The organism is Ensifer sp. Root127, assembly GCF_001425225.1.
In the GTDB taxonomy this organism is placed as follows: domain Bacteria; phylum Pseudomonadota; class Alphaproteobacteria; order Rhizobiales; family Rhizobiaceae; genus Ensifer; species Ensifer canadensis.
Genome location: NZ_LMDX01000001.1, coordinates 875,129 through 890,383 on the forward strand (window position 1 = coordinate 875,129; position 15,255 = coordinate 890,383).

The window sequence follows — 15,255 nt, forward strand, 5'->3', positions numbered from 1 at the left end:
TAAGTTAAAAGCTGACTAATGAGGCGGAACGAATATACGTGGGGATAACCCTGGGGCGGAATGATTGGCAGTTGCGTTTTCCGCTTGGAAGCGCAATCGCAGATGCAACTTTAACGTCAGTTTAGAGCGTTCGATCATATATGGCTGTTGAAATTATTGGGCGTGCATGCCTCGCCCCTGGAGCAGAATCGCCTTCGGCGTTGTTCAAACTTCTTCGTCAGGGCAAGTGCACAGTCACCAGCATCCCGTCCGATCGCTGGGACGTTGCGCGTTTCTGGCACCCGGTCATGGGCACGCAGGGCAAGACCTATTCCTTCGCCGCGGGCGTGCTGGATCAGCTCTATGACTTCGACCCGGCCGTCTTCGGCATGTCGCAGCGCGAAGCCATGTATATGGATCCGCAGCAGCGCGTGCTCTTGCAGCTCGCCTGGCGCGCGCTCGAGGACGCCAATATCTCGACGACGTCGCTGCACGGCGAGAATGTCGGCGTCTACATCGGCGCATCGAGCCTCGACCACGCCAACCTGACGGTTGAGGACCCGGCGGCGGCCGGCCCGTATTTCATGACCGGCAACACCCTGTCGATCGTCTCCAACCGCATTTCGCACATCTTCGGGCTGAGCGGTCCGAGCATGACGGTCGATACGGCTTGTTCGTCCTCGCTCGTCGCGCTCGATCAGGCGATGCGCGCACTGAACGCCGGCGAAATCGACACGGCGATCGTCGGCGGCGTCAATATTCTCGCCCATCCGCTGCCGTTCGTCGGCTTTGCGCAGGCGCGCATGCTGTCGCCTGAAGGGCTCTGCCGCGCCTATGACAACGATGGCGCGGGCTATGTGCGCGCCGAAGGTGGCGTCGTGTTCGTGCTGCGCCGCTCGGACCGGGCGCGCCGCGAAAAAGACCGGAGCTATGCCCGGATCGTTGCGACTGGCGTCAATTCGGCCGGCCGCACGAACGGCATCTCCCTGCCCTCGCGCGAAGCCCAGGCAAATCTGCTGCGGGCGATCTACGAAGGCAACGGCATCGATGCCAATCAGGTGGCTTTCGTCGAGGGCCACGGCACCGGCACCAAGGTCGGCGACCCAGCGGAAGTCTGGTCCATCGGCACGGTCATCGGCGCCAATCGCCGGGCACCGGTTCCGATCGGCTCGATCAAGTCGAACATCGGCCACACGGAGCCTGCCTCCGGCCTTTTCGGCATGATGAAGGCGATCCTGGCGCTCGAAAACAACTACCTGCCGGCGTCGCTGCACTTCGACACGCCGAACGAACATATCGATTTCGATGGCCTGAACGTGCGCGTCACGGCAAGCCCGATCGAACTGCTGCGCGGCAAGCGTGCGCGGCTTGCCGGCATCAACTCCTTCGGCTTCGGCGGCGCCAATGCCCACGTGGTCATCAGCGATCCGGAGCCCGTTTCCGAAGACAAGATCAACAATCCGCCGTCGTCCGGTCACGTCTTCCTTGCAAGCGCCCATACCGCGTCGAGCCTCGAAGCACTGCTGAAGGACTACAAGACGCGTTTTGCCAACGCTTCCAAGGGCGAAATCCGCTCGATGGTCGCAGCGTCGGGCGCCAACCGCACCCATATGCGCTATCGGTTCGCGGCCCGCAGCGATCATCCCGAAGATATCGTCCGTGCGATCGCAAGCCATGTGGAAAAGCCGGGCTCCGATATCGGCGAAGTCGGCGAAGCCGTCACCAGAGATGCCAAGGTCGCCTTCGTCTTTTCGGGCAACGGTTCGCAATGGGCCGGCATGGGCGTCGAAGCGTTCCGTGAGAACCTGCATTTCCGCCAGTGTTTCACATCTGTCAGCGCGCTCTTCAAGTTCCATTCGGACATCTCGCTCATCGAGCTTCTGACCGATCCTGACCTCGACAAGAAGCTGTCCGACACGAAGATCGCCCAGCCGTTGCTTTTTGCCGTCCAGGCAGCTCTTTCCGATTCGCTTGTCGCCATGGGCGTCAAGCCAGTCGCCGTGTTCGGTCATTCGGTCGGCGAGATCGCCGCTGCTTATGCAGCCGGCGCGCTGTCGATGGTCGACGCCGTCTCGATCGTTGCAAAGCGGTCGCTGCACCAGGATCTGCTCGCGGGCCACGGCACGATGGCCGCCGTGATGCTGGGCGAAGACGCCGCGCGCGCCTTCGCCGAGGCGCACGGCCTCGATGAGCTTTGCGTCGCTGCCGTCAACGCCCACAATTCGGTGACGATCTCGGGCCCGGCCCATGAGATTTCCGCCTTCCGCGACGCGGCACGCAAGGCGAAGATCCCTGCTCAGATCCTCGACATCAACTATCCCTTCCACCACCCGATCATCGACCGGGCCAAGGACGCATTCCTGTCGGATATTCCCGATATCGCGCCCCGTCGTGCGGACGTTACCTACCTATCGACGGTTACGGGTGCTGCCCTTGATGGCACGCAACTCGACCCCGACTACTGGTGGAAGAATGTTCGTGAGCCGGTTCGCTTCCAGGCGGCGGCAGAGGCGGCGATCGAGCTCGGCTGCCGGCTCTTCATCGAGATTTCTCCGCGCCCGATCCTGTCCTCTTACGTCAAGGAGACGATCAAGCAGGCGGCGGCACCAGGCATGGTCGTGCCGACGCTGCTTCGAGATGTCGGAGAGACCGGTCAGGATCCGATCTCGGCCGCTATGGCGCGTGCTGTCGCCCACGGCGCAATCGTCGACACCGCGCGCGTATTCGGCAAGCGCAATGCGGCGATTTCGCTGCCGAGCCTGCCGTTCGAGCCGGTCGAATTGCGACCGGCGGCCACGACCGACGCCACGGATCTCTTTGGCCGCACCGCCAAACCCTATCGCCTGATCGGATGGCGCAGCGACCCGAACAGCGGCAGCTGGAAGAACCACATCGATGCGCCCCTCTTCCCGGATCTGGCCGAGCACGTTGTCGATGGCAAGGCTATCCTGCCGGGCAGCGGCTTCATCGAGATTGCCGTCGCAGCGGCACAGCAGTTTTACGGGACAGACGAAGTCGAGATCACCAATCTGGAAATCGTCCGGCCGCTGGAGCTCAGCGACAGCCGCATCATGGAACTGTCGACCATCCTGTCGCCGGAAACCGGCGATATCGAGATCCGCTCGCGCGAGCGCCTGTCCGAAGACGACTGGGCCGTTCATGCGGTCGCCCGGTCCCGCAAGCCGTTGCCGAGTGAAGAACGCGCGTTGCCTTCCTTTGCCGGCATGCAGAAGACGGCAACCGTCGCTCCGGCCAAGGCTTATGATACCGCACGGCAATTCGGCCTCGACTACGGTCCGCGTTTCCAGCTGCTGGCAAAGGCGGTTGCCTATAACGACCGGATCGTCGACGTCGAGCTGAAGAGCCCGGACAAACCGGGACATCCGCTCGTCACCTATGCCCTCAATCCGATCTCGGTCGACGCCACGTTCCACGGCCTCGTCGCGCTTTTTGACCGCTTCACCGGCGACAAGAGCGGCGCACCCTATATTCCGGTGCGCTTCGGTTCCGTGCGCGTCGTCAATGCCGGCAAGCCGATCGCGCGCGCCACGATCGAGATCGAACGTGTCAGCGCCAATTCGATCAAGGCCAAGTTCCATTTCTTCGACAAGTCGGGCGACCCGATCGCTCATTTCGAGGATTGCCGTTTCCGACGCACCTATCTGCGCAAGCACAAGGCGCTGGACGCTCTCTCTTTCCACTACGAAACAGTCCTTTCCGAAACGTTCCTGCCGACAGTTGAGGCCGACGTCCTCACGCCGGTAACCCTCGGCGTCAAGACGGCGGCCGATGCCGGCGTCGACAACACGACGTTGCTGTTCAACGCGGCGATCTACCGCGCCTGCCAGGAGATTGCGCTGAAGCTCGGCAAGGGCCGATCGATCGTGCGCAGCGATAGCCTGCCCGGTGATTTCGCCTTCCAGTGTTTCCTGGCGAGCTGCCTTTACGTGCTTGAGGATGCCGGCCTCTGCGAGCACAAGGATGGAGTCTGGGTCGTCGCCCAGGAATTCAGCCTGCCGAGCGTTCCAGAAATCCTGCGCGAACTCTATGGCGAACGTCCTGATCGTGCCGTCGAGGCGGTGCTGATCAACAACGCCTATGCGGAAGCGCTCGCACGCCTCGACGTCCTGCTGGCGGCCCCAGCCGGTGGCGATGCCGAAATCGTTGCCAATGCCGGCTTCATCAGCGATGCGACGCTCGATCATCAGGCCGTGCATTCTGAAGTAAGCCGCCAGCGTATGGCGCTCGTGCTTGATGCGGTCGAAAGCGCGCTACGGGCGCAGCCGACGGGAACACGTCTGCGCGTTCTCGAGCTTGGCAGCGTGTCTGCCGGGTTCACGCGCCGCATCGCGACGCTTGCAGCCAAACACGGCGCGAGCCTCGGTGTGGTCGAGCCGCGTGACAATGCCCAACGCGGCCTTGAACTCGCCTTCGAAAACGATGCCCATGTGCGCATTCTCAAGAAGGGTGAGCTTGCGACACAGGCGCCGTTCGATCTCGCCATCAGTGCCTCCGACCGGCTCTACGGCCTGATCGAAGACGACATCGATGTACGCACGGCACTCCGCTCGACGCTGCGCCGGACGGGTGGTCTCGTCGCTGGCGTCGGCGCGCCATCCCTTTTCAACGATTTTGCGCTTGGACTGTCGGATGGCTGGTTTGCCCGCAGCCAGGCGGCCGAGTTCCCGATCGGCAACCTCGCCGCCGTTCCTCACTGGCAGAAATGTCTGGCCGACCTCGATCTTCGCGAGATTGACGTCACCGACCGTGAATGCGCGTCCGGCAATGTCATCGTTCTTGAAGCACGCGGCGTGGAAGCGCCGGCGGCTGTCGAGACCGGTGCGAATGCTGCTGCCTCAGCGGCGGGCTCCTACCTTCTGTTGCAGATCGGCGCGCCCAAGACAAAGCAGTCGTCCACCGGCGCCATCCCCGTCGACCTGACGGGTGATGCGGCGACGGATGCGGCCTTGCTTCGCGATGCACTTGAGGCCTTCCGCGATCGCCCCGTTCGCGCCGTCTTCCTTTCGTCGCCTGCGCCGAAGAGCCGGACGGACGATTCTGCCTCGCTGCAAAACCAGGTTCTGGCGTTTAGCGCCGTAGCCGAAGTATTGCGGCGGCATGTCGGCGATACCGATCCAAGTGGCGACGCACGTCCGAGGCTCGTTCTTGTCGCGCCTGGCGGGGCGCCGGTCGCCAGCCGTGTCTCAGGCACGACGGCCGCAAGCTCCGGCACCAATGCCGGCCTTTGGGCTTTCGCCCGGGTGCTGCAGAACGAATATGAGTTCCTGGACGTTCATGCTCTGGATCTGGCCGCAGACGCCTCGACGTCTGACGAGCAGATTGCCGCATCGCTTCCATTGCTCACCGTTTCCGGCAGCAATCGCGAATGGCTGCTGGAAGGACCGAACGGATCGCTTTCGGAAATCCGTGCGGTTCCCGGTCCGACCGACAACGCCCATGGCTCGACGGCCTCCTTCGAGGCCGCCACCATCCGCCAGCGTGTCGCCTCTCAGGTCGGCAGCATCGTTTGGGAAGAAAGCAACGTGCCGTCCGCGGGCCCCGGCGACGTCGTCGTCAAGGTTGCGGCCACCGGCCTCAACTTCCGCGACGTGATGTGGGCGATGGGTCTTCTGCCTGAAGAAGCCCTCGAGGACGGCTTTGCCGGTGCGACGATCGGCATGGAACTGTCCGGTCACGTGGTTGCCGTCGGTCAAGGCGTGGACGACCTTTCGGTCGGCGATGCGGTCATGGCGATCGCGTCTGCGGCCTTCTCCACCCATGCCGTCGTTTCGCGCGCCGGCGTCGCCAGGCTGCCGCAATCGGTCAGCCCGGTTGCCGCGGCCACCGTGCCTGTTGCGTTCCTCACGGCCTACTACGCCATGGTCGAGCTCGGCCGCATCCAGGCCGGTGAAACGATCCTCATCCATGGTGCGGCCGGCGGGGTCGGCCTCGCAGCGCTGCAGGTTGCCAAGCTCAAGGGCGCGAAAGTCATCGCCACGGCCGGCACCCGCGAGAAGCGCCGCTTCCTTTCGATGCTCGGTGCCGATCATGTGTTCGATTCGCGCTCGCTCGGTTTCGTCAACGACGTGCGCGCCGTGACTGATGGAGAGGGCGTCGACCTCGTGCTGAACTCACTCTTCGCCGAGGCGATGGAGCAGAGCCTGGCACTGGTCAAACCGTTCGGCCGCTTCCTCGAACTCGGCAAGCGTGACTACTACGCAGACAGCAAGATCGGCCTCAGGCCGTTCCGCCGCAATGTCAGCTACTTCGGCATCGACGCGGACCAGTTGCTGGTCAACGCGCCGGCCCTGACCAAGCGCATCTTCACCGAGATCGGCGCCCTGTTCGAGGACGGCAAGCTTACGCCGCTGCCGTACCGTGCTTTCGATTTCGACGAGATCGGCAATGCGTTCCGCCTGATGCAGAACGCGGGTCACATCGGCAAGATCGTCGTGCTGCCGCCGGTGGCCGGCAAACACCAGGTCGCGACCCGGCCGCACGGTGGCGTCAAGGTCGACCCCGAAGGCATGCACCTGGTCGTCGGTGGCATCGGTGGCTTCGGCCTGGCCGCCGCCAACTGGCTTGCGGAAAAGGGCGCCAAGACGATCGCGCTCTGCTCGCGGCGCGGCCTTGCCGACGCGGAAACGACGGCGATGATCGAGCTTTGGGCCAAGGCCGGCATTTCGGCCACGGTTCACGCCTGCGATATCACCGATGCAACCGCTGCGGATCTCCTGCTCACCGAATTGCGAGCCATCGCACCGCTACGCTCCATCGTTCATGCAGCGATGGTGCTGGATGACGCGCTGATCAGCAATCTCAATCGCGAGCGCAACCGGCCGGTTATCGACACGAAGGCAAAGGGTGCCGCTGTTCTCGATCAGCTGACCCGCAACGATGCGCTCGACAACTTCATCCTGTTCTCGTCGGCAACGACGCTGGTGGGCAATCCCGGCCAGGCAAACTACGTTGCGGCCAACGGCTACCTCGAAGGTCTTGCCCGCGCCCGGCGCGCGGAAGGTCTTGCCGGTTTGGCGGTCGGTTTCGGCGCGATCGCCGACAAGGGCTATCTCGTGCAGAACACCGACGTCAACGATCTGCTGGCCAAGCGCATCGGCAAGACGGCACTGAAGGCGCAGACGGCGCTGGACATGGTCGAGAGCCATCTCGCCAGCGATCCCGGCACAGTCGACGCCGCCGTCGTGATGATATCGGAGATCGATTGGTCGGCCGCCCGCAACTTGCCGGTCGCGCGCAACGCGCTCTTCGAAGTCATCCTGCGTAGCGCCGATCAGCATTCGTCCGGCGGCGAAGGCACCAAGATGGACCTCGTCGCGATGATCGAGGGCAAGTCGGCGCAGGAAGCCGAGGATATTCTCTTCGAACTGGTCGCAGGCGAAATTGCCGCCATCCTTCGGGTCTCGAAGGATACGGTCACGCGCAGCAAGGTCCTGAAGGAAATCGGCCTCGACAGCCTGATGGCCGTGGAACTCGGCATGAGCTTCCAGCAGAATACCGGTTTCGACATGCCGCTCAGTGGTGTCGCAGACAACACGACGGTTGGCGACGTCGCCCGCAAGCTCTATGACAAGGTCAGCAAGCGCGACCAGGGCGAAGAGAGCGACGGTGCGGACGACAAGTTGGTCACAGAACTGGCGCAACGGCATGTCGGCACGGCAAAGGAAAAAGCACAGAGCCAATGAGCACGAACGGAAATGGTCCCGGCTCATCCAAGATGACCAGCAGCCTCAAGGAGAACCTGCTGGACCGGATGAGAAACACGCATCAATCCTCCGAGCGCAACCGCATGGCGCGTTCGGAGCGGGAGATGCCGCCGCCGGCCCGCCGGCAACAGGCCCGTTTCGAGGACCTGCCGGAGTACAAGCAGGTTCTGACCCAGAAGTTTGCCAGCGAACAGCTGGGGATCGCCAATCCGTTCTACCGCGCGCATCAGACCGCAGCCGGCGCCACCACCGTCATCGACGGGCGCAAGCTGATCAACTTCGCCTCCTATGATTATCTCGGCCTCAACCGGCACGCGGAAGTGCTGGCAAGGGCAAAGGAAACCGTCGACGCCTTCGGGATCTCGGCTTCTGCCAGCCGGCTTGTCGCTGGCGAGCGCCCTGTTCATGTGGAGCTCGAAGAAAAGATCGCGCGCTTCTACGGCGTCGATGCCGCGGTCTGCTTCGTCAGTGGCTATCTCACCAATGTCGCGGCCATCAGCTGCCTGATGGGCCCGAAGGATCTGGTTGTCCACGACGAGTTCATTCACAATAGCGCGCTTGCGGGCATCAAGCTCTCCGGCGCCACGCGCCGGCTGTTCAAGCACAATGACGCGAGCGACCTGGAACACGTGCTGCGCACGGTCTCGGGCGACTATCGTCGTATCCTTGTCATCGTCGAGGGCATCTACTCGATGGACGGCGACATCGCCGACCTGCCGGCCCTCCTGAAGCTCAAGGCCGAATACGGCTTCTGGCTGATGGTCGACGAGGCCCATTCCTTGGGGGTCGTCGGCAAGCATGGTCGTGGTCTTGCCGAGCACTTCGGCGTCGATCCGCATGAGATCGACATCTGGATGGGAACGCTTTCGAAGACGACGTCCAGCTGCGGCGGCTACATTGCCGGCAGCGAGGCGCTTGTTGCCGTGCTCAAGGCCTCTGCCGGCGGCTTCGTCTACAGCGTCGGCCTGGCGCCGGTTCTGGCCGCCTCGGCGGCCGCCAGCCTCGACGTGCTTGCGCGCGAGCCGTCGCGCACTGCCGCCCTCCGGCGCAATGGCGCGCTCTTCCTCAAGCTTGCCAAGGAAGCGGGTCTGGACACCGGCCTCAGCAGCGGCTTTTCGGTTGTGCCGGTGCTGGTCGGGGATTCCCTGCGCGCGGTTCAGCTGTCCAACGATCTGCTTGCGGCCGGCGTCAATGCGCTGCCGATCATCCACCCCGCCGTTCCCGAAGGACTGGCGCGGTTGCGCTTCTTCATCACCAGCGACCATACCGAAGAGCAGATCCGCAAGACGGTGGCCCTGACGGCGGAACGCCTGAAGGACCTGACCGAACGCAACTTCGGCCTCGGCGGCATCGATATCGATCAGATGATGAAGGCGCTCTCGGCGCGCTGAGGATGACGTGCAGGCGCCCTTCACGGGCCGGATGCCGCAGGCGGAAACCAGCATGACCCATGTGATCATCACCGGCGGCTCGAGCGGCATAGGGCTGGCGATCGCATCGATCTATGCGGGTCGTGGCGCGCGCCTTTCGCTGATCGCCCGTTCGGCCGAGATCCTGAAGCGTGCCCAGGATGAACTCTCCTCCAAGTCGGCAACAGCCGGCGACATCCGGATCGAGACGGCGGATGTCGCGCGGGAAGAGGAAATCATCGCCGCCATCCATCGCTGCGAAGCGGCATTCGGGCCCTGCGACATCCTGGTGACCTCTGCCGGCGTCGTCGAGCCGGGCCGGTTCGACGAACTCGGCAGCGCCGCCTTCCGGCGTCAGATGGAAACGAATTTTTCCGGTACCGTCCATGCGGTTCGCGCCGTCTACGCCGGCATGAAGCAGCGTGGGCACGGAAAGATCATGATGATCTCCTCCGGTGCCGGCCTTCTCGGCATCTATGGCTATTCGGCCTATTGCGCCTCGAAGTTCGCACTGCACGGCTTTGCCCAGGCACTCCGCTCCGAGGCGCGCGCGCATGGGATAGACGTCTCGATCTGCTTCCCGCCGGACACCCAGACGCCGCAGTTCCAGCGCGAGCTTGCCTTCCGTCCCCCTGAAGCCGCCGCCGTCATGGGTACGGTCAGCCCCTGGCCGGCGGAAGCAGTTGCCCGCAAGATCGTCTACGGCATCGAGCGCGGACGGTTCGAAGTCTATTTTGGAATGACGCTTTTTCTTCTCGGTCGGTTCGGCCCCACCGTCAGACCACTCCTCAACTGGTGGTTCGACCGCGCAATCGCCCGCAGTAGCGGTGGAGTATCAAAGGGCGGCAGGTGACGGCGCTTGTGCGCGCCGGCGATAGGATCTAAGTGTCAGGCGGATGCCGTGCTGCATGAGGCGGCGCCGGTGTGCAAGAAAGCATGAAGGTTTCCGCTTGGCGTTGCTCCCCTTTCAATTGCACGACTATCCGATAACGCTGACGATCTGTTGTTTCATCTTGTCCTGTGCGGTGATCTTCTTCACCGACCGCTTCGCTCTGCCGAAACGGGAACGCCGGAAAAACCCGTCTCCCTTTGGCCGCAAGCAGGACATCATCGATGTTATTGCCCGCCTGCCGGTCATCGCGCTGGTGTTCGCCGGCTTTTTCGCTGGCTCCTGGCGGCCACTTTATGCCGCCGCCGGCACGATGAGCTTCTTCATCATCTTCACCGGGATTTCTAGGGCCAAGTTCAAGTTCATCCGCGAGCCGCTGATCTTTTCCGACATCGCCCTCGTCGTCGACGTCTTCAAATACAAGACGATCTTCTATGCCAGTTCGCTGAACATCGTGTTCTGGACCGTTGCATTTCTCTATGTCTTCGGCGTTTCCGGGCTCTACCTCTATTTCGAACCGTCTGTTCTGCCCAACAGCGGCAAGGCCTTCTGGATCCTGGTGATGGTGGCAGTCGCCGCAGGCCCATGGCTCCTGCTGTTCTACGGCCCGGTGAACCGACCCACGGCGGCCCTCGTTCAGAGGCTCGTCAAAGTGCTCGACGTCAAAATGAATACGGTGCGCTTCGGCACCTTCGGGTCGGTGATCTTCCGCTTCATCATCTGGCTCGGCGTCAAGCGGGAGAAGATCGTCGCCGAACTCTCACAAATCGTTCGGGCGGCCGTCCAGGACCTGATCGGTGACGACGGTTCGCCGCTCATCGTCGTCTGGCAGTCGGAGTCCTTCATCGACATGCGCCATTTCGGTGTCGACACGCTGAAGATGCCGACACTCGACCGGTTGCGGCGTCAGGCCGCCCAGTGGGGACGCCTCAGCAGCGTCTTCGAAGGCGGCTATACGCTGCGCACCGAGTTTGCCGTCATCAGCGGGCTCGTGCCCGACGATATCCACGTGGATGCAAGCTACCCTTATCTGCGCGCGTCCCACTATTCCGACGTCGTCTGGCCGGGAAAGATGAAACGCGCCGGCTGGCACACCCATTTCATGCATCCTTACGACCGCACGTTCTTCCTGCGCCACAAGGCGATGCCGCAGCTCGGCTTTGCCGAGCTGACGATGCTCGATGGATTCGACCACGTGCCGGCGCGCGACGGGCCTTACGTCTCCGACGAGAAGCTCGCCGCCAGGGTCATCGATGCCTGCGAGAACCTGCCGGAAGACAAGAGCGGTTTCGTTTTCGTCGCCTCGATGGCAAACCACGGACCTTGGGAACCGGGTCGCGTTGGCGATCTTGCCAACCCGGTGGACATCTATCTGGCGATCCTTGAGCAATCCGACGCAGCACTGAAGCAGCTGACCGATCGGCTCGACAGGCTCGACCGGCCTGTCTGGTTCGTCTTTTATGGCGATCATGCGCCGCTGCTGAAATCGTTCGCAGACCCCTTCCCCGACCCACGCACGGATTATCTCATCGTGCCTTTTTCCAAGGCGAAATCGACGCATCATCGACCGGTCGAACCACGGGATGTCGCTGCCTGGGATCTGATCGAGGCGCTGCTCAACCACGCCAACCTCAAGAAGGACACGCTGCGTTAGCGGCGGCGAGACGATGGAAAACGCAGCGTTGAACACCCGTGTGTCAGCCGATCGGCCAAGCCGACGGGTCTTCCTGTTCCTGCAAGGCCCGTCATCGCCGATCTTCCGCAAGATCGCCGATCGGCTTGAGAGCTACGGCCACACCTGCCTGCGGATAAACCTCAATGTCGGCGACGAGATCATCTGGCGTCGCAAAGGCGCATCCAACTACCGCGGGAGAGCGGAGGATTGGCCGGACTATCTGGCACGCTTCATCGGCCTGCACCAGGTCACCGACATGATCCTGCTTGGCGAAGAGCGCCCCTATCATCAGGCTGCCACTGCGGTCGCCCGGCGGACCGGGGTCGCGATCGCCATCGTCGAGATGGGCTATCTCCGACCCGACTGGCTAACACTCGAGCGCGACGGCATGTCGTCGAACTCCCACTTTCCCGCCGACGCCGCCCATATCGTCGAAGCCGCGAAGACCCTGCCGGAGCCGGATTGGCGCAAGCACTACAGCCAGACCTTTCTCGCCGATGCCAGCTACGACCTTCTCTACAACCTGCCCAACGTCTTCCTGTGGTTCCTCTTTCCGCATTATCGCCGTCACGCGATCTTTCATCCACTTGCCGAATATGCCGGCTGGATCCGCCGCCTTTTCACCGGCAAAAGACGCAGTGCCGAGGCCGAGGAAACGGTCCGCATCCTGCTTTCGGAACGCGTGCCCTTTTTCGTCTATCCGCTGCAGCTCGAAACCGATTTCCAGCTGCGCGCCCACTCGCCGTTCCACAGCCAGAAGGACGCGATCGACGAGGTCATGCACTCGTTTGCAGCCGATGCGGCTAGGGAAACCAGACTGGTCTTCAAGGTTCATCCGCTCGACAACGATCTGATCGCCTGGCGCAAATTCATCGACGACAAGGCAGCGGAACTCGGGCTGACCGGTCGCGTGTTCTATCTCGATGGCGGCAATCTCGATGTGCTGGCAGAGGCCAGCGCCGGCATGGTCACGGTCAACTCGACCGCCGGTCTGCACGCGCTAAAGCAGGGACGCCCGGTCAGGGTGCTGGGCACGGCTGTGTTCGACATTGCCGGTTTGACGGACCAGCAGCCGCTGGAGGATTTCTGGCAAAGGCCGACAGCACCCGACGCCGAGGTGAGCAGCGCCATGTTCCGGCTGCTTGCGGCTTCGATCCAGGTGCGGGGCAATCTCTATTCAAGAACAGGAACCGACGCAGGCGCCCGGGCAATCGCCGAGCGCCTGCACGAGAACACGGTCAACCAGCCCGGCGCGTTCATCGATCCGCCACCGCGCCGGAAGCCGCAGAAAAGACAACGGCCAGCCTCGCGATCGGCATAGGCTGGCCGTAAAAATTCCAAGACGGCTTAACTCAGGCAACGCCGGCGCGAAGCAGATCGTGAATGTGCAGGATGCCGACGGGAAGCCCGTCGTCGTCGACGAGAAACAGCACGGTCACCTTGTGATCCTGCATGAACTCCATTGCACCGCTTGCCAGAACATCTCCCCTGATGACACGGGGGTTACGCGACATGACCGCCTCGACGGTCTGCGCAAGCAGATCGCCCGACATGTGGCGACGGAGGTCGCCGTCGGTGATGACGCCGGTCAGCTTGCCATCCTCGTCGACGATGCCGACGACACCAAAGCCCTTGGAAGACATCTCGATGACGGCTTCGCTCATCGGGCGACCGACGCTCAAGAGCGGCACCTGTTCCCCGGCATGCGCCAGTTCGCGCACGAGACGCAGTTGAGCGCCGAGCTTGCCGCCGGGATGGAAGGTCTTGAAATCTTCGGCGGAGAAACCGCGGCGCTCGAGCAGGGCGATGGCAAGCGCGTCGCCGACCGCAAGCTGCAGCATCGCCGACGTCGTCGGCGCCAGCCCATGCGGACAGGCTTCCTGAACCTTCGGCAGCACGATCGGCACTTCGGAGTTGCGAGCGAGAACGCTGTCGCGGTTGGACGAAATCGAAACGACCGGCACCTTGAAGCGCTTGGCATAGGTGAGCATGTTGGCGAGTTCCGCCGTTTCGCCCGACCAGGACAACAGGATCAGCACGTCCTGCGACGTGACCATGCCGAGATCGCCGTGGCTCGCCTCGGTCGGATGGACAAAATAGGCGGACGTGCCTGTTGATGCCATGGTCGCCGCCATCTTGCGGCCGATATGGCCACTCTTGCCGACGCCGGAAACGACAACGCGCCCCTGGCTTTCGCCAATGAGTTCGATCGCTTCGACCATGCTTTGCGCAAACGCCGTATCGGCACCGAGATGATCGGCCAGCGCCTTGATGCCTGCCATCGCCGTCGTCAGCGTCCTGCCGACCGACTCCAATGCGGCAGAACCGCGTCGCTCATCCGCTGATGCGTGTCTCAAACCCATGATGTTTCCATTCCCGCGAAGACGTTTGCGCCGGTTAGAAGCGGCGTTTCTCAGACCCATTGCAGGCAGATAGGCGCTTTTTCTTGGCAAACCAAGCCAAAGCCATCGAGTTTCGGCAGGAAATCCCACAAAGACGACGGTTTCGTCAGCCGACGCGCTGTTCTTCCGGCGCTTCGAGCGGCATCGACTTGTCGGCCGCAAACTCTTCGAGCGTCATGGAGTCCAGGATCGCGGCAACCGCGTCGCGCACGGTCGTCATCGACACACGGACCTGACAGGTCTCGGGATCATTGCAGTCCTCGCAGACCTCGTAAGCCGTGCGGCTGGCGCAGCGGATCGGCGCAAGCGGACCGTCAAGCGTCCGGATGACATGGCCGATGCGGATTTCCGCCGCCGGGCGCGACAGCGAATAGCCGCCGCCTGGCCCCTTCTTCGAACGCAGCATGCCGGCGTTGCGCAGTTCGAGCAGGATCGTATCCAGGAATTTTTTCGGGATATTGTTGCGCTGGGCGATTTCGGTAATGAAAGCCGTCTCTCCCGGCTCCAGTCGAGCGAGGTCGACAAGAGCCTTCAATCCGTACTTTCCCTTCTTCGTCAGCATTCCGGCAAGCTTTCCCTACGGTTCCCTTGAGAACGGGAATCATCCGCGCAAACGCAATCTTGTTTTGGCATAGCACAAGAATCGTGCGGCAAACACACAATTGTGGCACAGAATCAATGCAAAGCTTGGTCTGGGATTATACTCGGAATAAGGGGGCGGCCGCCCCAGACATTATGCTGCGGCCGCATCGCCATGGCGTTCGGCAGGCACTGCCTGACGCGCGAGCAGATGGCGAATTGCCGCGCGTGCTTCGTCAGCCGACCGGAACCGCTGAGCGTCCAGATCCCAGACATGGTACTTGACTGCCAGGAACTTGAACCGGCCGTCGTCCGGGACGACGACCCCGACGGCTTCGCCGCCATATTCGATAACCTGCTTGCTCATGCAAATAACGCTCCTTCCACACCCGGAGGCGCGGACATTTCAATTTCGGCAAAGGATGAATTTCGAGAGTTCGAGGATCACATTCGGCAGAGGCGAATGAGACGTTTCTTCACTGTTGCACGACAATGGGAACGCGTGCCGAAGAAGGCGGCGGTCGAGACGGTTTCGGACATGTCACACTCCTTTGGCTTGGTCCGGCATCGCAATGCCGGAGCGGTTCATGAACAACTG

8 protein-coding genes are annotated in these 15,255 nt (G+C 62.6%); 5 read left to right on the forward strand and 3 right to left on the reverse strand.

What is annotated here, in order from left to right; genetic code table 11:
• Positions 1-140 precede the first annotated feature (140 nt).
• The 5 genes from ASD03_RS04165 to ASD03_RS04185 are packed head-to-tail and all read left to right on the forward strand — an operon-like array spanning position 141 to position 12,997.
• The gene (locus tag ASD03_RS04165) at positions 141-7,682 is read left to right on the forward strand and encodes a type I polyketide synthase (protein ID WP_025425867.1); all 7,542 of its coding nucleotides are present in this window, start codon (positions 141-143) and stop codon (positions 7,680-7,682) included.
• Positions 7,679-9,094 carry an aminotransferase class I/II-fold pyridoxal phosphate-dependent enzyme gene (locus tag ASD03_RS04170; RefSeq protein WP_057204242.1) on the forward strand — a complete coding sequence of 472 codons (1,416 nt, stop codon included), beginning with the start codon at positions 7,679-7,681 and terminating at the stop codon, positions 9,092-9,094. Before ASD03_RS04165 ends, ASD03_RS04170 begins: the two co-directional genes overlap by 4 nt.
• Before the next feature lie 52 nt (positions 9,095-9,146).
• Entirely contained in the window at positions 9,147-9,965 is an 819-nt protein-coding gene (locus ASD03_RS04175) for an SDR family oxidoreductase (RefSeq protein WP_025425865.1), read from the forward strand.
• A 55-nt stretch (positions 9,966-10,020) separates the two neighbouring features.
• Positions 10,021-11,655 (forward strand): LTA synthase family protein, encoded by a 1,635-nt coding sequence (locus ASD03_RS04180; protein WP_038575873.1) that lies wholly within the window; start codon positions 10,021-10,023, stop codon positions 11,653-11,655.
• Between the two features lie 40 nt (positions 11,656-11,695).
• Complete coding sequence (locus ASD03_RS04185; protein WP_025425863.1) at positions 11,696-12,997, forward strand: capsule biosynthesis protein; 1,302 nt, start codon at positions 11,696-11,698, stop codon at positions 12,995-12,997.
• 31 nt (positions 12,998-13,028) lie between these two features.
• Here ASD03_RS04185 and ASD03_RS04190 read toward each other — a convergent pair whose 3' ends face one another.
• From ASD03_RS04190 to ASD03_RS04200, 3 genes are all read right to left on the reverse strand, one after another.
• A complete protein-coding gene (locus ASD03_RS04190) occupies positions 13,029-14,039 on the reverse strand; it encodes a KpsF/GutQ family sugar-phosphate isomerase (RefSeq protein ID WP_038575867.1) in 1,011 nt (336 codons plus the stop codon).
• Between the two features lie 145 nt (positions 14,040-14,184).
• Positions 14,185-14,640, reverse strand: a complete 456-nt coding sequence (locus tag ASD03_RS04195; protein ID WP_025425861.1) for an Rrf2 family transcriptional regulator — start codon at positions 14,638-14,640, stop codon at positions 14,185-14,187.
• A 171-nt stretch (positions 14,641-14,811) separates the two neighbouring features.
• Positions 14,812-15,024, reverse strand: coding sequence for a hypothetical protein (locus tag ASD03_RS04200; protein WP_025425860.1), 213 nt, complete (start codon positions 15,022-15,024; stop codon positions 14,812-14,814).
• Between the last annotated feature and the right edge of the window lie 231 nt (positions 15,025-15,255).